General features: G+C 60.0%; 17 protein-coding genes and 1 pseudogene. 7 read left to right on the top strand and 11 right to left on the bottom strand.

Annotated elements, in window-relative coordinates:
• Window positions 1-102: 102 nt before the first annotated feature.
• The 9 genes from ACOSV0_RS24420 to ACOSV0_RS24380 all read right to left on the bottom strand — a co-directional run bounded on the left by ACOSV0_RS24420 (window position 103) and on the right by ACOSV0_RS24380 (window position 12,838).
• A complete protein-coding gene (locus ACOSV0_RS24420) occupies window positions 103-1,461 on the bottom strand; it encodes a sigma-54 interaction domain-containing protein (RefSeq protein ID WP_434114473.1) in 1,359 nt (452 codons plus the stop codon).
• Window positions 1,458-4,514, bottom strand: a complete 3,057-nt coding sequence (locus ACOSV0_RS24415) for a peptidase domain-containing ABC transporter (RefSeq protein WP_434114471.1) — start codon at window positions 4,512-4,514, stop codon at window positions 1,458-1,460. The genes ACOSV0_RS24420 and ACOSV0_RS24415 overlap by 4 nt, the downstream gene beginning before the upstream one ends.
• 22 nt (window positions 4,515-4,536) lie before the next feature.
• Window positions 4,537-5,289 carry a peptidylprolyl isomerase gene (locus tag ACOSV0_RS24410; protein ID WP_434114470.1) on the bottom strand — a complete coding sequence of 251 codons (753 nt, stop codon included), beginning with the start codon at window positions 5,287-5,289 and terminating at the stop codon, window positions 4,537-4,539.
• Between the two features lie 37 nt (window positions 5,290-5,326).
• The gene (locus tag ACOSV0_RS24405) at window positions 5,327-6,700 is read right to left on the bottom strand and encodes an HlyD family efflux transporter periplasmic adaptor subunit (RefSeq protein WP_434114468.1); all 1,374 of its coding nucleotides are present in this window, start codon (window positions 6,698-6,700) and stop codon (window positions 5,327-5,329) included.
• Complete coding sequence (locus ACOSV0_RS24400) at window positions 6,678-9,320, bottom strand: FHA domain-containing protein (RefSeq protein WP_434114467.1); 2,643 nt, start codon at window positions 9,318-9,320, stop codon at window positions 6,678-6,680. The genes ACOSV0_RS24405 and ACOSV0_RS24400 overlap by 23 nt, the downstream gene beginning before the upstream one ends.
• A 217-nt stretch (window positions 9,321-9,537) precedes the next feature.
• On the bottom strand, window positions 9,538-10,950 hold the full coding sequence (locus ACOSV0_RS24395) for an efflux transporter outer membrane subunit (protein ID WP_434116114.1): 1,413 nt from the start codon (window positions 10,948-10,950) through the stop codon (window positions 9,538-9,540).
• 318 nt (window positions 10,951-11,268) lie between these two features.
• On the bottom strand, window positions 11,269-11,559 hold the full coding sequence (locus tag ACOSV0_RS24390; protein WP_434114465.1) for a hypothetical protein: 291 nt from the start codon (window positions 11,557-11,559) through the stop codon (window positions 11,269-11,271).
• 285 nt (window positions 11,560-11,844) lie between these two features.
• Entirely contained in the window at window positions 11,845-12,288 is a 444-nt protein-coding gene (locus tag ACOSV0_RS24385) for a DUF4399 domain-containing protein (RefSeq protein WP_434114464.1), read from the bottom strand.
• Window positions 12,289-12,334: 46 nt separating this feature from the next.
• On the bottom strand, window positions 12,335-12,838 hold the full coding sequence (locus ACOSV0_RS24380; RefSeq protein ID WP_434114462.1) for a DUF4399 domain-containing protein: 504 nt from the start codon (window positions 12,836-12,838) through the stop codon (window positions 12,335-12,337).
• Between the two features lie 402 nt (window positions 12,839-13,240).
• Here ACOSV0_RS24380 and ACOSV0_RS24375 point away from each other — a divergent pair.
• Together ACOSV0_RS24375 and ACOSV0_RS24370 are read left to right on the top strand one after the other, a co-directional pair.
• A pseudogene (locus ACOSV0_RS24375) lies at window positions 13,241-13,999 on the top strand (caspase family protein); the annotation flags it as partial.
• On the top strand, window positions 13,994-15,250 hold the full coding sequence (locus tag ACOSV0_RS24370) for a formylglycine-generating enzyme family protein (RefSeq protein WP_434116112.1): 1,257 nt from the start codon (window positions 13,994-13,996) through the stop codon (window positions 15,248-15,250). The pseudogene ACOSV0_RS24375 and the gene ACOSV0_RS24370, both read left to right, overlap by 6 nt.
• A gap of 87 nt (window positions 15,251-15,337) precedes the next feature.
• Here the strand turns inward: ACOSV0_RS24370 and ACOSV0_RS24365 are convergent, their stop codons facing one another.
• Window positions 15,338-17,557 carry a protein kinase domain-containing protein gene (locus ACOSV0_RS24365; protein ID WP_434114460.1) on the bottom strand — a complete coding sequence of 740 codons (2,220 nt, stop codon included), beginning with the start codon at window positions 17,555-17,557 and terminating at the stop codon, window positions 15,338-15,340.
• A 415-nt stretch (window positions 17,558-17,972) separates the two neighbouring features.
• On the opposite strand from ACOSV0_RS24365, the gene ACOSV0_RS24360 reads away from it, so the two are divergent.
• The 4 genes from ACOSV0_RS24360 to ACOSV0_RS24345 all read left to right on the top strand — a co-directional run bounded on the left by ACOSV0_RS24360 (window position 17,973) and on the right by ACOSV0_RS24345 (window position 19,602).
• Window positions 17,973-18,260 carry a hypothetical protein gene (locus ACOSV0_RS24360; RefSeq protein WP_434114458.1) on the top strand — a complete coding sequence of 96 codons (288 nt, stop codon included), beginning with the start codon at window positions 17,973-17,975 and terminating at the stop codon, window positions 18,258-18,260.
• Window positions 18,261-18,348: 88 nt separating this feature from the next.
• Window positions 18,349-18,633, top strand: coding sequence for a hypothetical protein (locus tag ACOSV0_RS24355; protein WP_434114456.1), 285 nt, complete (start codon window positions 18,349-18,351; stop codon window positions 18,631-18,633).
• A gap of 183 nt (window positions 18,634-18,816) precedes the next feature.
• Window positions 18,817-19,044, top strand: a complete 228-nt coding sequence (locus ACOSV0_RS24350; protein ID WP_434114455.1) for a hypothetical protein — start codon at window positions 18,817-18,819, stop codon at window positions 19,042-19,044.
• A gap of 273 nt (window positions 19,045-19,317) precedes the next feature.
• The gene (locus ACOSV0_RS24345; protein WP_434114453.1) at window positions 19,318-19,602 is read left to right on the top strand and encodes a DUF3303 domain-containing protein; all 285 of its coding nucleotides are present in this window, start codon (window positions 19,318-19,320) and stop codon (window positions 19,600-19,602) included.
• 71 nt (window positions 19,603-19,673) lie between these two features.
• Here the strand turns inward: ACOSV0_RS24345 and ACOSV0_RS24340 are convergent, their stop codons facing one another.
• Window positions 19,674-19,850: a hypothetical protein gene (locus tag ACOSV0_RS24340; RefSeq protein ID WP_434114451.1), complete on the bottom strand. Its 177-nt coding sequence runs from the start codon at window positions 19,848-19,850 to the stop codon at window positions 19,674-19,676.
• A 705-nt stretch (window positions 19,851-20,555) separates the two neighbouring features.
• On the opposite strand from ACOSV0_RS24340, the gene ACOSV0_RS24335 reads away from it, so the two are divergent.
• Window positions 20,556-20,765 (top strand): hypothetical protein, encoded by a 210-nt coding sequence (locus tag ACOSV0_RS24335; RefSeq protein ID WP_434114450.1) that lies wholly within the window; start codon window positions 20,556-20,558, stop codon window positions 20,763-20,765.
• Window positions 20,766-21,160 lie beyond the last annotated feature (395 nt).

Raw genomic sequence — 21,160 nt, 5'->3', positions numbered from 1 at the left:
GGCGTGAAAGGACGGACTTGAACACGCTATTTGCAGGTCGAGGCACTTCGAGGAACGCTGGTTGATCAGAGCGGCGTCCGAGCTCAACTCAAACGTCCAACCTCAACTATCGCTGTCTTCCTCATCATGCTCGTCAGCGCCGTTTGGACTTGTGGGTAACGCATTCCGATTGCGAAAATCCTTTGAATGCAACCCATGCTTCTTCAGGAGCATTTGCAGATGCGAGCGGTTCATATCAATGCGCCTCGCCAGTTCCGCAACAGTGCCGCTCACTTCGCGCAGGCCGCGCTCCAGAAAGGCTTTTTCCGCGTCATCGCTCGCCGCGCGCTTTGCGTCGCTTAGTGACATCAGATTCGCCACGCTGATCGGCTCCCGCCCTTTCGCTGCGGCCGCGTTGGACAAAGCCGCGGCTGAGCCGGGCGCGGCCGGCCGCATATCCACCGGCAGATGATCGATGTCCGCCATATCTCCAGCCAGGCACGACACGCGATACATCACGTTGCGCAGTTCACGAATATTGCCCGGGTACGCATAGTTCAGCAGAAAGTCCCGCAGACGCGGCGTCAATCTGACCGGCCTGCGTTTTAGCGTGCCCGCGGCCTCATCGCCGAACCACGCGATCAGCAGCGGTATCTCATCGCGCCGCTCGCGCAGCGGCGGCAACGTGACGTGAATCACGCTGAGACGGTAGAACAGATCCTCGCGAAACTTGCCCTCTTCGCTGAGTTGCCGCAGATTGCGATTGGTCGCCGCGACGATGCGCGTATCGACAGCAATCGTTTCATCGGAGCCCACGCGCTGAATCTCATGCGCTTCCAGCACGCGCAGCAGCTTCACCTGACCGGCCAGCGGCAATTCGCCGATTTCGTCGAGAAAGATCGTGCCGGTATGCGCGCTTTCGAACTTGCCCTTGCGATCGTTCGAAGCGCCCGTGAACGCGCCCTTGCGATGACCGAACAATTCCGACTCCAGCAGATTGTCCGGAATCGCGCCGCAATTCACGGAGATAAACGGTTTGTCCGAACGCGCGCCATTTGCGTGGATCACCTTCGCCATCAATTCCTTACCCGTGCCGCTTTCGCCGTCGATCAACACCGGCAAGTCGGTCGGCGCCGCCTTTTCGGCGATTTCGAGCGATTCGAGCAAACGCGGATTGTCACCGAATGTCCCTTCGAAAATGAAGCTGCGCTCGATCAACGCCTTTCTGCGCGCGCCACGCGATTGATCGGCAGAGGCAGCAGGCTCAGCAGCCGTTGCGGCCTGCACGAAGCGCTCCTTGTGCGAAAGCTGCATGACCTCGTCGCGTAACGAAGTAGCTTGCCGGAGCAGCTTGTCGATGTCGGCGCGCTCGAGCCGGGACGACCAACGCAGCGTCGAGCGCAAAATCTCGATACGTTCGATCAAACCCGCGTATGAAATCGCCGGGCTGAGCTCTTCTATCTGGTCGAGTATCTTCATCACGCACTCAACTGTTTCTGGACCAACTGGTAGTACATGCCGCCGCGCTGAATCAGTTCATCGTGACGGCCCTGTTCGACGATTGCCCCTTCATACAGCACCAGAATCTTGTCGGCGCGCATGATGGTGCTGAGCCGATGCGCAATGATCACCGCCGTTCGGCCCTTCAGAATGTCATGCATATTGCCGAGGATATTGCTTTCCGATTGCGAGTCCAGCGCCGAGGTCGCTTCGTCGAAAACGAGCAGGCGCGGATCGTGATACAACGCCCGCGCGATGCATAGACGCTGGATCTGCCCGCCGGATAAACCAATGCCGCGCTCGCCGACAATCTGCTCGTAGCCAAGCGGCATCTTGCTGATGAACGCGTGGGCGTCGGCCATTTTCGCGACTTCTTCGATACGGCGCCGTTCGGGTGAATCGTCGCCGCTTGCTATGTTCTCGGCAATCGTGCCGGAAAACAGCAGATTGCTCTGCATCACATAGCCGATCTGTGCGCGGTAATAGGCTTTATCGACCACGCCAAGGTCGTAGCCGTCGATGGTCATCTTGCCTTCGGTCGGTGCATAAAAGCCGACCAGCAGCTTGGCGAGCGTCGTCTTGCCGGACCCGCTGCGACCCACAATCGCCACCAGTTCGCCAGGCTTGATCTCGAAGCTGATATTTTCCAGTACATACGCCGAATCGTTCTCGCCGTAGCGGAAGTAAACGCCGTTGAGACTGATTTCGCCTTGCAGTTCCGGCAGCATCACACGCGAAGGCAAATCCTCCGGCTTCTGCTCCGGCTCGATATCGAGAACGTCGCCGAGACGCTCCATCGCCACGCCCGCGTCGTTCAGCATGCTCCATAAGCCGACCAATCCCATCAGCGGACCCAGCACGCTGCCCATGAACGCATTGAACGCGATCAGTTGACCGATGGTCATTTCGCGCGCGAGCACCAGATTCGCGCCAACCCAGAGAATGGCGATCGTTGTCGCTGCGTTGAGCAACTGGCTGCCAAGCCCAACGAGAATGTTGAAGGCGTGTGCCCGGTATTGCACTTCGAGCGCCTTCGCGTACTTCTTCTCCCAGCGCAACCGGACCGGCCGTTCGATGCCCATGCCCTTGATGGTCTCGACACCGGCGAGTGCTTCCATCAGAAACGACTTCGATTCGGTCGACGCCGTGAACACCTCACGCGCGTAGTTCTTGATCTTCGGCGTGGCCAGCGCGGTCAGCGCCATGATCGGTATCACGAATGCGATCAGCACCAGCGTCATCTTCACGTTGTAGACGAACATGATCGTGAAGTAGATGAACACCATCAACAGATTGAGCGCGGTAGTCACCGTGGACTCGGTGAGGAAGGCGCGGATCGTCTGGTTCTCCTGAAAGCGCGCGAAGATGTCGCCGGTTTTCCGTTTGGCGAAAAACGAAAACGGCAGCGACATGGTGTGCTTGAAGAACTGCGACATCATCGCGAAGTCCATATTGCGCACCATGAAATTCGCCAGATACGCGCGAATCGACGACATCAGTTGCGAAAATACATTGGCGATGATCAGGCCGCCGATCAGCAGATGCAGCAGGCTGACGTTCTGATGCACGATCACGCCGTCGAGAATGTTCTGGATAATCAGCGGTGGAATCACACCGAGCACCTGAATCACGAAGGTCGCAAGGAACAGGTGGCCGAGAATCTTCCTGTACGGCCTGAGATAGCCGACAAAGCGTATCCACGGCGAACGGGCGGCCGACATCTGCAACAGATTCGGGCCGCCCGTAAATAACAGACACGTGCCGCTCCAGCCGCGTTCGAAATCTTCGACCGTCATTTTTCTGAAGCCTAGTGCCGGGTCGGCGACCCACACGTAGTCCTTCGAGAGCCCGTACACCACGACGTAGTGATACCCCTCCCAGTGCACAATGAAGGGTAAATCGAAGCCACGTAACGAATCGAAAGTGCATTGCACGCCACGTGCAGTGAAGCCGAGCGACTCGCCTGCGCGCGCAAGACTGTCGAGCGTGGCGCCTTGCGTCGTGACGTTGGCGAGTTCGCGCAGCTTGCCGAGCGTCATCGGGATGCTGTAGTGACGGCATACCATGGCGAGACACGCAGCGCCGCAATCCATTTCCTCAGCCTGTTCGACCAGCGCGAAGCGTTTGATGACCTTTTCGCCGAACTCGGGTTTGGTCTGCAAATCGAGCATCAACGGCAATTTGCGCCGCTGTTCGAGGCGCTTTTGCCGTTGCAATTCACGGTCGCCATAACGAATCCGTTCATCCAGAACTTCGCGCAGCTTTGGATTGCGCTCCAGAATGAAATGGACGGTTCGCTCCGGGATCACCAGCAGCCGCGTATCGGTTGTCGCCACTGCCGACGCCATTTGCTCCTGCCGCATCAAACACGCTTTTTCGCCGAAGATTTCGCCTTCGCCCAGCGTCGCCAGCGTGTAGTCGTGGCCTTCCTCATGACGGACAATGCGCACTTCACCTTGCCGCACCACGTAGAGACGCCGATCGTCGCGTCCGTCCTGCTTGAGAATGTCCTTGCCGGCAGCCACGCGTTTCACACCGACGCTGCGCACATATTCTTCGAGTTCCGCCTTGTTGAGTTTGCCGCGCAGATCGAACAACTGGGCGACGAAACCACCGGCCGAACTGATCGCCACGTAGCTCGCAATAAACGCCAGGGCGGCCTGATTGCCGGCAATCACCGGCTCTATCGCCGCGCGGGGAATGAACAGCAACTCGGTTTTCGCGGACGCCCGCACCGACGCCTCATGCACGTACGCGCGCAACATCGCAATGTCGGCGAAAATCTCACCGGTTTTGCGCACGCCCATGCTGGTTTCCTTGCCGTGCTCCTCGGTGAAGATACGTACCGAGCCCGAGCGAACCACATAAAGACCGTCAGCCGTTTCACCCGCCGAACACACCGTCTCGCCGAACGAATAGAAACGTGCCTGCGCATATTCGGCAAGACGCTCGATCTCATCGCGCGAAAACGGCGAGAGGATTTCCACCGAGGTGAGAAATTCGGCTGTGGAAGGCGCGGTCTGGGGGGCATCCATGGGCTTGCGGACCTCGGTTCGGCTAGCGCGCTTCGATCACGTGTTCCTGCGCGCGCGCAATCAGCCAGCTCTCGCGCAGCAGACGCCTGACTTCAGCAGCCACATCCGCATCGAGCGTCGCGGGATATTTCGCCGTTACGGCGAAAATCTCGAAGCATGAGCGATCCGCCGAAGGAAACGGCCCAAGCAGATCGCCTACCGCCGCATTGAAAATCTTCGCCTCGATATCCGGCTTCAACGATCCGCGCAATACCTTGCCAATCACGCCGCCGGCTTCGCGCGTATCCGCAATCGAATGCTCGCGCGCCATGTCGGCGAAACTGTCGGGATCGTCGTGCAGGTACGAGATCATCTCCTTCGCCTTGCCCTCGCTATCGAGCACGATGTGGCTCACCTCGATCGCGTCGAACTTCGGCGAGTTCAGCGCGAAGTAATCCCTGATCGCCGCCTCGTTGCCGACTACGTCGAGCATCTTCTCCTGATACAACCCGTCAGTAATGAACGCCTCGAACTCGTCGAGACTCACGCTGAGGGCATCGAGGTACTGATTCATATCCGTCGCGCGATGCAGGCCGCGCACACGGCGGAACTGATCGGCGCGCTGCTGGATTTCATCGGCTGTGACGGCAATGCCCTGTTTCTTTGCCGCATGTACCGTGAGCTTGTCGCGCACGATCTGCTCGATCAGGCTCTCGAACTGGCCGGTCAATTTCAGAAGACGAATGAACTCGGAAACGTCCACGACTTCGTCATCGATTCGCACTATCGCGGTCATGTCATCCGCTCCTTTTATTGACGTGTAATTTGCGCGCTCAACCCGCTACCTGCCTGAATGGATCGAGACCCAGGTCGATCAGCCGCCGCTCGCGCACCACAATCTCCGCGCTTGCCGTCATGCCGTAGCGCAGCGGATAGCGGGTGTCGGCGATCTGGTAGTAGTTCTTGTCGAGCGTGACGCGGCCTTCGTACACCGGCTGCTTGTCCTGCAAGGACGGTTTGGTGGCCGGCGAAATATAGGCAAGCGTGCCGTTGATCAACCCATAGCGCTGATACGGGAACGCATTGAACTTCAGCTTCACCGGCTGGCCCTCGTGCAGAAAAGCACGATCGTGTTCGGCGATTTCGATCTTCAGCACGGGCTTGGCATCTTTCGGCGCGATGCCGCCGAGCGGCGCATTCGCCTGGATCTTGTCGCCCCGCTGCGTGGAGGTCACGTCGGTGATGACGCCTGAGACCGGTGCGAGAATCAGCAAGAAGTTGTCTTTGTCGATGTTCTCAAAGCGGATCCGCGCGGCGGCTTCAGCCACGAGACGTGCGGTCTGAAGTTGCAGACGCAATTTATCCTCGGCGTCGGTAATGTCGCGGACTGCCGAGTCGTACTGGAGTTGCAGGTCGGTGGTCTGCTGGCCGCTGGTTTCGAGTTGCGCATTGGCCTGTGCGTATTCGTGGCTCAGGCGGAAATCCAGTTCTGCGAGCTTGGATTGAGCGACACGGTAGGCGTTATCCGCTTCCATCGCAGCGGTGCGTTTCTGCTCCACCTGCAACTCGGCGATACCGCCGCCGCCTGGCTGCGCAAAAAGCCGCGAGTAGCGGTCCAGTTCCTGGCGCGCCGCCTCACGCGTGCGGCGCGCGTTGTCGAGCACGCTGCGCGCTTCGTCGAGTTCGGCCTTTTGGCCCTCGGCGAGCTTGGCGGTGCCTTCGGAGACGCGATTTTCATGCTGATGGGCTTCCACTTCCATCTGCGCCTTCAGCGCGGCCGCCTTGCGCTCCATCAGCGCTTTCTTCTCGGGAAACTGCTTCCAGTCGCGCTCGGCATCTTCGAGTTTGAGTTGCGCCTGCAGCGCGTTGCTCGCGGCCTCGATCGCTCCGCGCGCATTCAGCCGCGCCAGCACGTCGCCCTTCGATACCGGCTGCCCCTCGGCGATGTACAGATCGGCGAGCTCGCCGTCGATCGGTGCATAGATGCGGCGCACCTCCGATTCCGGCGAGAGGGTGCCTTGCGCGCTGACGATCACGTCCGCGCGCCCCACGAACGACCACAGCAAGCCGGCCACCACCAGTGCGACCATCGCCCAGATCAGCGCGCGCGCGAGCCGCACCGGCTCCGCGGTCAGAATCGCGATGCCTTCGACGCTGTGGTCCTCCAGCGCCTCAGACAGGGGCTTAAGGTGATTGTCGCGTTTCACTCTGCTCGCCTCCAATCAACGCCAGCTTTGCCTTCAACAGCCCAGGGTCCAGCACCATGCGCAGCTCGGTCAGCGAGCGGCGCTGCAATTCCGCTTCGGCCTCGATATCCGCGAGCAGGCGGTCGAAGTCGGCGGGATGATCCGCCTTCAGTTGCGTATAGATGCGCATGCCCTGTTGCGCGGCAGACTGCGCATCGGAAAGCAGACGCGCCTCGCTGCGAAAGCCGGGAGAAATCCCCGCTTCCAGCCGTTGCGTGCCACCGATCGGACCGCTCGCCCGATACTGCTTCCAGAGACTCTGCGCGCGCAGCAGCAGGTCTTGCGCGCGAGCCAGCGCTTTGTCGTGCAACGCCGCGACGTCTTTCTGGATCGATTGCACGAACCATGCGTCTGCCGTCGGATCGAGACTGGCGTAAAACGACAGCAAGCGTGGGTCGTAATCCTTGTTGCCGCGTGTCTTCTGCAAGTCCGTGAACTGGTCGAGCAGCGCTTTCTTGTGCGTCAGTTCCGCTGCAATCACGTCGGACCACGGCCCGGCAGGCATTGTCTGCAAGCCGGCCAGCGCCTGTTGTACGTCGCCGCGCTGCCACGCCGCGCTCGCCGCGTCATGACGCTGAATGACATCCGTCGACGGCAGGCGGCTCGCGGCCAGTTGCTGGAATTGCGCCTGAAATGGCGGTGTGTTGAAACGCACTGTTTTCAGCAAGACGAGCAATGGTGTTAGTTGCCGACTGAGCGCGGCGTTCAGCACATCGGCGTAGTGACGCAAATCTTCCCGTACACGATCGAGGCCGGCGAGACGCGGATAACGCTGCGCGTAATCGTCGAGAACGGCAGGCAGCGCGTCGGGTTTGTCGCGCGCCAGCTCGGTACGAATAGTGCCGTTCAGGCGGTCGATGGCGGCGATATACACCGAATCGTCGCTTTCCAGTTTGCGCAGATGGCTCAGCGCCTGCGCGTAAGGCTCCGCAAAAACAGGGACGTACGAGGCAATGCGATCGAGTGCGCGCTGATGGCTCCTCGCGTCGTCGTCCCAACGTTGCAGCAGGCCGCTGATGGTGGCCTCGTCGGCGTACATGCGGATCGGTGCGTCCGCCCCGCCGCGCCCTACTACGAAGCGCTCCAGATCGCCCACCCATTGCAATTCGCCGATCAGAGACGCGGCGTCGGCATTTTTTTCGCTTAGCGCTCTCATCTCCTTGAGCAGCGCGTCCGCCTGATCGAACTGCGCCTTTTGCAGTGTGTTCAGCCAGTCGGGGAGTTTTCCCTTCAGTAAGGCTTCGCTCGCCAACGCGCTAACTTTCGTGTCGGCGGGATGGTTCGCCAGATAGCCGTTTGCCGTCGTCACCGCGCTGGTGTAATCGCCGCTTGCCAGCATATTTCTCAACTCGCGCTCAGATGAGCCGCGCATGTAGAGCGTCAGCGCAATGACCGCCAGAACGGCGAAGGCCGCGCCACTCCACCACGCGGCGCGATGTACCGTCGTGTGGTCGCCAACCGCAAAAGCCTTATTGAGTTCGCCCGCGAGCAAGCGCCATCGTTGTGGCCGGCCCTTCAGTGCGCTCCTGCCGTTCGAGCTTTGCCTGACAGGTGCGCCGTTTGCGCCCTGCGTGCCGTCTGTTCTGTTCGCGCCGCTTGTACCATTCGTGCCATTCGTGCCATTCGTACGGTTAGCACCGCCGGTCAGCGTGTCGCGCTTTGCGTGTGCGGATGCAGATGCGGCCTGCGCTGCTTCGTTGACTTCGTCTTCGCGCTGCAACCCTGGGTCGACACAAAAGATATCGAGGAACGAATGCGCGGCGGCAACGAACGTGGTCTTGTCGGTATCGGCAGTTTCATCGACAGCGGGGTTGAGGAGCAACTGGGTCACGGTCGGCTCGACTTCAGGGGGTTTTCGCAGTGTCACCCTGTAGACGAAGTGGTCGCCGCCAAATGCAAGGAGATCCCCCTCCGCAAGCGGCAGCGCGGTTTCGTCGAGTCGCTTTCCACCGACGAATGTCCCGTTGGTGCTGCCAAGATCTTCGAGGTAGAGCTCGCCACCCTTCAGAAAGATGTGTGCATGACGTCGGGAGATGTAGTTGACCTGATGCGGATAGCGGTCCTTGTAGCGCGAAAAGACCTCGTCCACTTTGCTGATGAGAAATGGGAACACCTGCACGTCGATCGGCTGAAGTCCAAGGTCGTCGCGTTGCGGCACCAGTAGCAGACCCGGTGTCGGTACCGCGTTGGCCGCAGCGACGATTCGCGCCCGCGGCTCGATACTCACGCGATAGCAAAGCTCGCCGCCGAAGCACAATTCGTCGCCGGCCCGCACACGCACAGGGGCTTGCCGCACTGCAACGCCGTTGAGTGTCGTGCCGTTCTTGCTGCCGAGATCGGCGACATAAACAGCGCCGTGCTCCGTGAAGAGCCGCGCATGGCGGCGTGACAGCCGGCTGATCCGTTCGGCAGGGTAGTCGGCAAACGGCACCTCGCTGCGTCCGACTGCGAACAGGTTATCGACGATCCGGATCGCGTCGGGCGCGGGACGCTGCGCGGAGGCAACCGGCGACAGCACCACGTCAAACGCGGTGTCCTGTGTCGCGCTCATCTCAGCAATCGGAGCTTCCCCGGCGGCCATTTTATCTGGATCACTAATCGTTTACCCGCTGCGGCGAGCGCGCAACGGGAACGGAAAGAGGAACTACGGCGAATAGCGGATGTTCTGGTGAGCCGCACAGAACCTGGCTCCTTACAAATTTTAAGTCACGCATGGCAAGTGTCAATTTTCTAATCGCTGGTTGTAAGGGCCATTCATGCGTCATATACAGCCGAAATGCGCTGCGTCCCGGATTAGCTCAGTGTTCCTTTACTTCCGCCTGCACATCCACGCTCGGCCAACCGCCGCCCAACGCCTTATAAAGCAACACCGTGTCGGACAGAATCAGCTGGTGGTTAGCGAGCAGTTCCTGCTGCGCTTCCAGCAAGGTCCGTTCAGTTTCGAAAACTTCCAGCTGCGACACCACGCCAAGGCGCAATTGCGACTGAATCTGGTCTGCGACGATTTGTAAACGCGATACCTGCTGCTGCAATTCCACCCGCTGCGCCTTGTGCGAATTCAGGTTGACCAGCGCGTTTTCCACCTCCTCGAAGGCGCCCATCACGGCTACGCGATACTGCTGTTCGGCAACCGTCGATTGCGCTTGCGTGACCTTCACATGCGCCCGCACACCGGGATCGAGCAGCGGAATGTCAATACTGGGCATGAATCCGTAAGTGAACGATTTCAGCAAATCGGTCAGCGCGAAACTCGCTGTGCCGCCGTGGCCCGTGAGGTTGATGGTGGGCAGTTGCGCGAGCTTGGCCTGGCCGACCAGGTTGTAGGCTTCCAGCACTCTGAACTCGGCGGCCACCACGTCGGGACGCCGCGCGAGAAGTTGCGCGGGCAAACCATCGGGCACGACAGGCAGTTGCACACGTTGCTGTAAATGTCCTTTGGGCAACTGGAACTCACCCGCCGGCACGCCGAGCAGCGTGCATAGGGCGTTATTCGCGAGATCGCGTGAGCGGCGCAGTTCGAGCAACTGATTCGTCAGGCGGTTGATTTCGGCCTGCTGACGCAACACCTGAGTTTGCGGCACAAGGCCATTGCGGCTTTGGCCGTCGTAGATGGTGAGAATCTGCCGGTTCGTGACGAGCGTTTGTTGTTGCTGGTCGATCTGGTCGTCGAATTGCAGAATCTGGAAATAGGTACTCGAAACGTTCGCCACCAGTTCCAGATAACCGGCGCGCCAATCCGCTTCGCTTGCGTGGAATTCGGCCTTTTGTGCCTGTACGCCCTTCTCCACCTTGCCCCAGATATCGATGTCCCAGCTCACTTGCGTCGCGACGTTGTACTGTTTGGCAAACGTCTGACCGGTACTCTTTTCGAAATCGGCGCCGCCGCCGAGATCCATGGTCGGCAACGCGCCGGCTTTGGCCTCGCCGATCTGCGTGCCGGCCACGTCGATACGCGCGGCCAGCACCTTGATATCGAAGTTGCCGGCAATCGCTTTCGCGATCAACGTGTCCAGATACGGATCGTGGAAGCTCTTCCACCAGTCCGGCTCGATGGTCGCCGCCGCCGATACGGGTGAGCCTTTCTGATCCGACCACGACGCCTTGGCCGGCGTATCGGGCCGCTTGTAATCGGGCATGCTGACGTCAATACATGCGCACAGCGACAACGCGCAGACGGTTGCGGCGCAGAGTGCGCGCAGCGCCACGGCCATGCGGTTCGCACCCGGCAGTTGACGGCTCGCACAGCACCGCGCCGATGCGCTGAAAGAGTGCTGACGAGGCATTGAATCAAGCAACGCTGACACGATTTTCTCCGATGACACTCGCTACACTGCACGAGGAGAACGCGCGATTCAAGTAAAGCAGGTCCTGCCCGGCTTCACCATCGAAGCAGTACAGAAATGTCGGCGCGGGGATCGAGCGGTGACGCAGGGTCGTGTGGAAAGAACGATTGGATGCGAAATCTTTTTGACGCACGGAGGATGTGCGTGCCGCGGAGGCATGAGAGCCTCCGCGGCGGCTTACGCCGTTCAATACACGTTGATGTTGTTGCTCGAGGTCACATGCGGGTCGATCGTGGTGGTGACGCCGGCGACGAACGCTGCGTTGTTGCCGTTGGCGTTCTGAATGTTCATTTCATTGCTGATCAACTGCGTGGCGCTAACGCTCTTGCTGTTGTTCGGCGCATACACCGGCGAGTAGTTGAAAAACGACGACGACGGATAGCCGTAGCCGAGTCCGAGGCCGCCACGCACGGCGCTCATGGCCTTGCTGTCGAGTTGTGCGGTGAGGGACAGGTCTTTGATCATCAGCGTGTTCATGGTAAATCTCCTGGAAGGGAAACAGCACAGTCTTGCGGTTGGGTTCGAGCATCTTGTCTGCTCGAGTGTCACTAATGCATGGGCTGTGCCAGTTTTGCTTTCCGATCCTAAGAAATCTTTCGAACGGCCGGGCATAAAGGGTTTCGGGGGTGGTACGCCGCTAGAGGCAGCGCGACTGCGACGATGCGGGCGGTTGATGCTGGTGGATCACAACCAACAACGCCTGCAACTGTGTTGGCTGTGACGTGACACTGAAACGGAGCGAGGTATTACGCCGATATCGCGTCAACGCGCAATCACGGTGATCTTCTTCGAATACACTGGCGGATTGTGCGGCATATGCATGTCGTCGCCCATCAGCAGTTGCAACGTGTGCTTGCCGGGCGGCAGTTGAATCATCGTTTCCGTTTCGCCCGCGCCGAAATGCAGATGGTTGCGGTCGTTTGGAATCTCCTGATCCATCGGTGGCAGATCGGTATCGATCAGCAGATGGTGGTGTCCCGTGTTCGGATACTTGACGCCTTTCGGCGCCACACCCATATAGCGCAAGCCGAACCACACCCGGAACGGTTTATTGGCCTGTACCACCTGCCCGTCGTTCGGATAGCCGATATAGACATGTGCGCCGGCCGGCGACGGTGTCATGCCTGCCGCGGCAACATTCGTCGCGGCCAGCGACGTCAATGCCGCAAGTGCCACAAGCGCCGCGAACGCGATGATCCTGTACATGTTGGTCTCTCCGTCCTGACGGACCCGCTTCGAATGAACGGGACAGCTAGTCTTTTAGTACGGTGATGGTGATCTTCTTCGAATACACCGGCGGCACGTGCGGCACGTGATTGTGGTCGCCGAGAATGAGCTGCAATGTGTGCTTGCCCGGCGGCAACTCGATGCGCGCGTCGGTCTCACCCGCACCGAAATGCAGGTGATTGCGGTCCGACGGAATTTCCTGGTCGAGTGGCGGCAGATCGGTGTCGATCAGCAAATGGTGATGCCCGGTGTTCGGAATCGCCACGCCCTTCGGGCACACGCCCATGTTGCGCAGACCCATGCGGACCCATAGCTTGCCGCCGTGAATCACCGCGCCGTCCGACGGCCAGATGATGTATTCCTCAGCGCCCGGTGGCGAAGGCGTTTGTTCGGCAAGTGCGGATTCAGACGTAGACGCAATACCGAATAAGAGAGAAAAGGTGGCGCACAAAACCGTGCAGAGCTTTGCAAGGCCCGCCTTCGTTCCATGACGTATGTCGAACACGCCTGGCGTGAGGGTTCTTCGCATTGCGCACTCTCCCGAAGAATGGTCATGGCTGCCTCGGCTGCGCAAAGCGCAGGCCGGACGCTCCGGCCGAATGTCGCGGGCGCTCGCGTAGTTTCACGTGAGTTCACGTGGCGGATTCACGTCGATGAGCGGCAGTACTACTAAAACGGACGTACCGCCCTACTTTGTGAATTAGCTTAGGACGTAACTTGCCAAAAAGATACGCCACACTCGTTAACCGTATAACGCATTGAGGGTATGCCGGCAGTTATGACGCGCAAACCGCGTGCTATCGTTGTTCATAGGTTGTCGATGGAGAGCCGATAACGGCATCGATGCCGTACCCGATTCACTCCAACGGCTGACGCGGGCGTCGCTGTCGTCGAAACCCTATGTTCTGTCCGGAAGAAACAGGATACGAATATGTGGCGAACATTCCTGCTGGTGTGCATGGCCGGGGTCATTCAGGCGCATTGGGGCAGCGTTTACGCCGCGGCGCAGCGTGACGGCACGGAGCATGGCGCTACCGCCGGGCTTACGACGGCTGCGTCCATCGCAGCGCTCACGCTGCAAAGGGATAACACACAGCTTGCGCGCGTCGCGTTGGTAATCGGCAATGGCACGTATGGTCAAAACGCGGACCCGGTCCGCGATAATGCGCCGCGCGATGCAGAAGCCATGCGCGACACACTGCGTGCACACGGCTTCGACGTCATCATGCGCACCAACGCGACGCCGCGGCAAATGCGGCAAGCCATCGGCGAATTCCGCCAACGGTTGCAAGAAGGCGGCACAGGGCTCTTCTATTTTGCGGGACACGGTTTGCAAATCGGGACGCAGACGCTGCTCGTGCCCGCCGGCCTCAATGCAAGCGTGCCGGCACGGTTGATCGGCGAGGGCATCGATTTGAATACCGTATTGCAGGCGATGCGCGCACCGCGTGCCGGTGTACTCAATCTCGTGATTCTCGATACGTGCCTGAACAACCCGTTCTCCAGCAACGTAACGCTCGATGCATCCGCGCTGCCTGCCAATACAATGGTCGCATACGCAACAGCGCCGGGAAGGTTTGCTGCGGACGGTGTGCACCATGGCGTCTATACGAACGCACTACTGCACACGCTCAACGACGCTTCCTCTTTGCAGGATCTCGCGGGATTGTTTCGACGTGTCGCGATGCGGGTTAACGAGCTTACTGGCGGCGAGCAAGCGCCGTGGATCACTTCATCGCTTACGAAGAATGCGGGCCCAGGCGAGCCGGTATTTCATGCGGCTGTTTCAGCGCTCACATCCGCTGCGAGCGACGACCCGATTGTCGCGCTGCACAGTAGAGGCATTCTGCCCAAGGACAGCAGCGAACAATACGAAATTACCTTCTGGGATTCCATCAAGGACAGCAACTACCCCAGCGATTACGAGGCTTATTTGAAGGCCTATCCGAATGGCCGCTTCGCCACGCTCGCCCATGCGCGTATCGACCGGTTGCGCGCTGCGGCATCGGCAAGTGCGCCACCTACCACACCGTCTGCCACGACATCTGCTGCGCCGGCGGTTACGCAGACACCGCAAGCCACGCGACCCACCCCGCCCGCTAGTGCTGCACAGCAAGGCCATTCGCACGCTGCCGCTCCGCCGCCAACCGCAACGACAGCGCCACCTGTGGCCCCTCCCCCACCAACGGTCGCGCAAAAGCCCACGACAACACATGCCGCGAGCGCAAGCGAAAGCCGCGATTGCGCCACCTGCCCGATCATGATCGCCTTGCCCGCAGGCGAGTTCTCGATGGGCAGCAGCACCGACGACCCGTCCGAAAAGCCCGTCCATCACGTGACCATCGGCGCACCGTTCGCGATTGGCAAATATGAAGTAACCGTCGAGCAATGGAACGTGTGCGCCGCAGCGAATGCCTGTCAAAAGCTGACGCCCGAAAGCAATGCGAACAAAGCGATGCCGGCACGCGACCTCAGTTGGGACGACGCGCAACAGTACGTGAAATGGCTGAGCAAAACGACCGGCAAACCATACCGCTTGCCCACCGAAGCCGAATGGGAATACGCGGACCGCGGCGGCACCACGACGGCATACTGGTGGGGCGATCAGATGCGCAAGGGCAACGCCAATTGCAAGGATTGCGGCGATCCCTGGCACAAGGAGGGGCCTGAAGCGGCCGGTTCGTTCGCGCCGAATCCGGTCGGCCTGTATGACATGAACGGCAGCGTCTGGGAGTGGGTCGCCGATTGCTGGCACAACTCCTACCAGGGCGCGCCCGCCGACGGCCACGCGTGGGACAGCCCCAGTTGCGATATGCGCGTGATTCGCGGCGGTTCGTGGCGCGAAGGCGGGAGCTACATGCTGAGCGCGACGCGCTTCAAATACAGCGCGAGCGTGCGCCAGTCGCAGGATGGTTTCAGGGTGGTCAAGGATCTGAAGTGATGCGGTGATTGCGGGTGCTTCCAGTGACTACGCGTGGCTCCGTGGCCGTCAGCGCATCGGAAGCCGCGAGCGATCCTTGTGCGCCCCTTAAGGCGTGTGCGGTTTGGTCGTAATCGGCGCGAAGTCAGCGACGATGTGATCCTGACCGTATTTTCCAGCGATCTGCGCGAGCCGCGTATCCAATGCGCGCAGATAGTCGGTACGTGATTCGCTTTCGGGCCGCGGCTTGTCGAATAGCGGCGCGGGCGTAATCAGCAGCACCACCATCTCCGATCCAAACGGTTTCGAAATAATCCAGTCACCCGCACTGCCGATCGTGGCCGAATAGTGCGGCGGCGCCTGGTTGTCTTTCGCACGCGGGCTCGGCACCATGTGCACGACGCTGCCGTCGAGCTGGTAATAGTCGAGGTTCACGTACGAGTCGTAGGCGGGCGTGGTCACGTCGACGACCAGCGGATCGCCTTCGCTCAACTGGCCGCCGGGTGGCCGCACATGCAGCGACGCAACGTGGCCCGCCTGCCAGTTGCGAGTCCAATAGGGAGCGAGCGCGTTGATCGCGGCGCATTTGTCGTCGGCGAGCGGCTCGACCTGAAGCGTCAGCGTATCGACGCCCGGCAATGCCGTCAGTGTGTCCTTCAGATGCGCCGCACCGTAGCGTTGTGAGACGTAGCCACGTACCGTCAGCGAGTGATCTTGTGCGGAAGCGGACAACGCCGAGCACGGCGCCTGCGCCAGAACCGGCGCGACGGCGGCTAAGGTCAGCGCCGGTTTGGGCGCGGGCGGCACGGGGGGCGCAGGAGGCGATGCCGCAGACGCCATGGCTGTTAGCGCTGCGGTTGTCCCGACAGATGAGCCTGCGGTCGGCTTTCCGACGCCTCCGGCAATTGGCACGGCCGTTGAAGATGATTCGGGCCCGCTCGCTGCCGTTGCCGCGGAGACAGACGTCGCCGTCGAAGCCGCTTGATCCGCCAAGGTCTCCGAGGCCGCATCCACAGCCACCTGCATGCCACTTTGCCGATTCGGCGCCGACCGCAAAGCAAACACGCCGACAACCGCGGCACACACCATCGCAAACCCCGCGAACCCCGCCTTCACCAACGTACCCGACTTCTCCGCGCGCGCTTCGTTGTCGAACTCCGCGATGAAGCGCACAACGCTCGGCATGCGCGTCGCGCGATCGAACGAAAGCGCGGTACGTAATGCGCGCCATTGTTTCGCATCGAGATTGTGGGGACGCTGCGGCTTGAAGTCCGCATTGCGTGCCTGCGTCGCCGACAATCGGTCGAACGGATGGTGGCCCGTCAATAACTCGTAGGTAATGCAACCGAGCGCGTAGATATCGTCGCGCGGGTCCGGCTCGCGATGCTCGATCATTTCCGGACTGGCATACGCAGGCGTCAACGCGCCGAGACTGCCGGGATCGAAGACCGTGGCGTCGCTCTCCTCCTCCGGCCGCTGGAATACACGGGCGATGCCGAAGTCGATCACTTTCACTTCGGCATTCGTCGTGAGAAAGACGTTGGCGGGCTTGAAATCGCAATGCACGAAGCCATGTTCGTGCGCATAGGCAAGCGCATTGCACATGCCGCGCACAATCGGCAGCGCGGCGCGCACCGGCATGCCCTGATAGCCCGGCGTGCGCAATAACTGGCTTAGCGGCTTACCGGTGAGGTACTCCATCGTCAGGTAGACGATGGGGCCGTCGCGGTCGAAGTCGTACACCGTGATGATATTGCGGTGCGCGAGCACCTGCGCCTTGCGCGCCTCGCGTTGCAGCGCGACGAGCGAATTCGGATTGCCGCGGAACTGGACGTTCAGCACCTTGATCGCGAGATACGGTTTGCGATCAGACGCCTCGAGCTTGCGCAAATCGAGCGCCTTGTACACCGTGCCCATCCCGCCGACACCCAGACATTCCTCAAGGACGAAGCGGTTGTTCAGCGTATCGCCGGTGCCTTTGATCTGATCGTGCCCTGGTGCGCCGGTGGCGCTCGCTTCGCTTGTCGAGCTTGCGGCGTTCGCTCCGCTCGCGGAGCGTACCGACGGTATCTCGACAGTGGTCTGCATGCCGGTTTCTTCGCCGCCGGCCGCCACGTTCGAGACGCGCAACTGTTCGATGCGCCTCCGCACTTCGGCGTAAAGATCCTCGGGTAAAGGGGTTTTGCGATGCGCTGCGCCAAGCATGTCCAGCAGCTGCGTAGGACCGAGTCCTTCGGTCGTCAACGTGCTGTCGAGTTGAGCGACGAACTCGTCACGTGAGAGCTCGCCGCTCTGATAGTCGCGAATCACATGCGCAAGGCTAGCCATTTGTGCGAAGCGCCCCCGCTGCCGTTGGGCCGGATCGCATGCGACCGGAGCCTGTCGGGCTGATAGAAAACCTGTCGTAACCAGTTACATGCGCCGCTTCGATACTAGCTCCCGACCCGGGCTTTCGCAAACCAGGATTGCCCCGCTGCGTGCACGTCCAGTGAGTGTCTTGCGACATCCAACAGAATCCGGCGCGTTGTTGGGTACGCACCATCAGCCGATAGTGATCTGTGAGCTGCCGTGCTGCGCCTTCGACGCGGCGGTGTGACGCGAAAGCCTTGTACATCAAGCCTCCGTCAACTTTCTTAGGATGCACGAATAAAACTGGCACAGCCCATGCGTTAGTGACACTCGAGCAGACAAGATGCTCGAACCCAACCGCAACACCGTGATATTCCCTTCCAGGAGATTTACCATGAACACGCTGATGATCAAAGACCTGTCCCTCACCGAACAACTCGACAGCAAAGCAATGCGCGCCGTTCGCGGCGGCCTCGGCTACGGCTTTTGCTACCCCAGCACGTCGTACACCAACATCAGCCCGGTGTTCGCGCCGAACAACAGCAAGCAGGTCAACGCCACGCAATTGATCAGCAACGAAATGAACATCCAGAACGCCAACGGCAACAACGTCGCGTTCGCTGCGGGCCTCACTTCGTCGATCAACCCCTGCGTCACGTCGAGCAACAACATCAACGTTTAAAGCCTGATCCGGCGAAGCGGAGAGGCCCTCCGCACTCTCCGCTTCGCTTCGATCACGCCCGTCTTCCGCGCACTTTTGGAGAATCACCATGTCATCCCTCATGATTCGCGATCTGTCCCGCACCCGCGAGCTCGACCGCCGCGCAATGTCCGCGGTGGCCGGCGGCACCGGCAGCAGCGTACCCGGCTTGCCCTCGGTGACCGGCCTTGGCGGCATCGCCAATGTCAACGTCTCTGTGAACCAGAACCTTAGTCAGATTCAAACCGTCAATGTTGCGGCTCTCAACAACATCGGCGTGATCGGTGCGGGCTTCGTACCGTTGAATCTGAATGTCAGCCCGTCGTTGTGGGCTGCCAATTACGCCAACGTTTAATGGCGTGCAGTAGCGAGGAACCGGGGACTTCCCTACTGCGGCCTGTTCATATCCAACAGGCGAGCTGAAAGCAGATTTCCTATACTGATAGTGCGACGAGACCTCAGCACACTTGAAGACACACCCGGGCGGCGACTGGAGAATCGCACCAGCCGCCGGCTCGATCGATTCCCTGGAGCCACCATGGCAAAGCTCGTTATCAAAGACCTCACCGACAGCGTCGAACTCGACCGCGAGGCGATGGCCGCGATTGTTGGCGGTGCACGGATCGGAGCGCGTGCCAGCGTCGCCGTGCAGGTGGTGCCGGGATCCGCACGCGTTGTCGACTACCCGCCGGGGTTTCCCGCAGCACATCAGACGATTGCCGATGTGGCCGCCGCTACCGTAGCGCGCAATTCGCCGCGCAACTAGGGCGCCGCTCAGACACTCGCAGCAACGGCATGCGCCTGACGCGCGTGCCGTTTGCGTTTGATGCGTATGCACTTGATCCGCTTGCCATCCGCACGCGCGCCGGTTGTGACGGTTATGCCGACACCTCGCATGGCGCGCTTCGAACCAGATCGACACTGACATCTTCGACAGCCGTATTAAAGGGTCCTTCTTGTAGGACGCACCAGATGCCTGCAATTGGAAACAAACACACCCGCCACGAGCAGGCATCGCAATTCAAACTGGAGACACGCAATGAAATTCATCGTGCAATGGAATGGCCTGCCGACCGCGGAGAATTCCGTCATCGAGCGATTCATGAAAACCGGAGGCCGGGCACCTGAGGGTGTCAAATTGCTGGGGCGCTGGCATGCGATCGGCGGATTGCATGGCTTTGCCGTCGTCGAGGCGGAAGATACGCGCGGACTGTCGGCGTTGGCGCTCGAATGGGGCGATCTACTGACAATGAGCATTTTCCCCGCGATGACCGACGAGGACCTCGGTGCAGCATTGGGCGCGCATCAAGCCGCGCGCAAATGAGTGGGCAAACAAGATCGTGACAGGCGGAAGCGTGACGCACGCTGATGCGCTTCCGCCGCGGGGTTAGTGCTTTAAGGGTGCCGGGGCTGGGCTTCGGCCCCGTTGCCTCCAGCGCGACTTTGTGTGCGGCGGCAGTTATTCGCTTCTTTGACACTGCGCGCGCGGTTTCCGGGAACGGCGGCACGCGCTTTGTCGTCGAGTAGAAATTGACTGTCGGTCGCGATGATTGAAAACACGATGTCTTCCATGTCGGCCTGCTGCTTGTACTGCCCGGCACAATCGACGAGCACGCGCTAATTGCGCGTACTCGCCTGGCCTGGCTTTGCTTGCCGGTATGTACGTTTGGATTGTTCTCGCCAATGCGGCGAGGTTGGCTCATTGTTCCGCATGCCATCACCGGATGGATTAATCGCGCGAATTATGACCGACCTTTACATTGCGACCTGATGTGGCACTGTCGCTTGTTGCCATGCAGCATGTTTGAACGATTGAACGAGTTGGTCGGTAGGACGCAGTTGAAGAACTGCTGCTTTGATTGGCCAGCCTGAACGCCCCTCTCACCAACACGACAGTAATGCGATCAGCGAATGACCTCGCAGCGCCGAACTACCTTACCTCGAACAGTCCTCTGCCTTTGCGCCTACGTCTTCAGGTTTGGAGTCACTCACTTGTATCGTTTGACCTGGCCGCGCCGAAGCGATTTTGTGGGTAAAAGTATCGTCATTGGAGAGCCGGCACGCTACCGCTTGAACCCCTGTTGCGATCGAAATAGCCCTGAAATCAAGGAAGATTCGGACCACCGGCCATACGAAATACGGTAAGAAACCTTGACCTGACGAATCTGGTTTCTTACTATGAGCGTCGACGTTTGCGCAGCTACTACGAACTCGTTCTCATAAAAAGCGCGCACATAAAAATAGAAGCTAAACATCGAGGTCTTTCGGGGCTCTTGCATGACAATGGATGAAGACATCGCGCACGTCGCGCGTGTGATGGCGCCGTCGTTGCGCGCGTTTCGGGGTGAACCTGTGCTGCCGCCAGCTTATTGGCGAAAACGACTACAACGCATACAGGATGAGTTCCCACTGACCGCACTGCAAACGTTTCAAATCAATCATCTGCTTGGAGAGCTGGATCGGTTTGAGGCGGAGCGGGGAGTTTAGAGCGTGGCTGGAGTACCTGGTTTCGGCATTAAAGTCGGACTCCTGACATCACATTCCCGCATGAGATTTTTACTTTTCCACGTAAAAATTAAATGTGGGAACGGCGTGCTTCGATGAGATGGTGCGCACCCCACGAAACGTTCGGCCGCGATCGGACAAGTTGTAGCGGAGGAGTTCGGTTTGCATGACGCCAGGACTGACATTCACTGACTCGTGATTGTCTGCCCGGCAACCGTCTTGCGCGTTGCGCAGAAGACGAGCCCAACGACCTGTTCTTCAAACGCGTCAGCGGCAGACCCTGAGACAATTCTCGTTCGACACTACTCGCCATGTGAGTTGTGGCAATCCCACGCAGTCGCAAATGTAACGCGCGGTACGTAACGCCACGCGACGTT

It is taken from the genome of Paraburkholderia caffeinilytica, from assembly GCF_051027425.1.
GTDB lineage: Bacteria > Pseudomonadota > Gammaproteobacteria > Burkholderiales > Burkholderiaceae > Paraburkholderia > Paraburkholderia caffeinilytica_A.
Note: the sequence above shows the minus strand (reverse complement) of the source record. Positions and strands in the feature narration are given on the sequence as shown.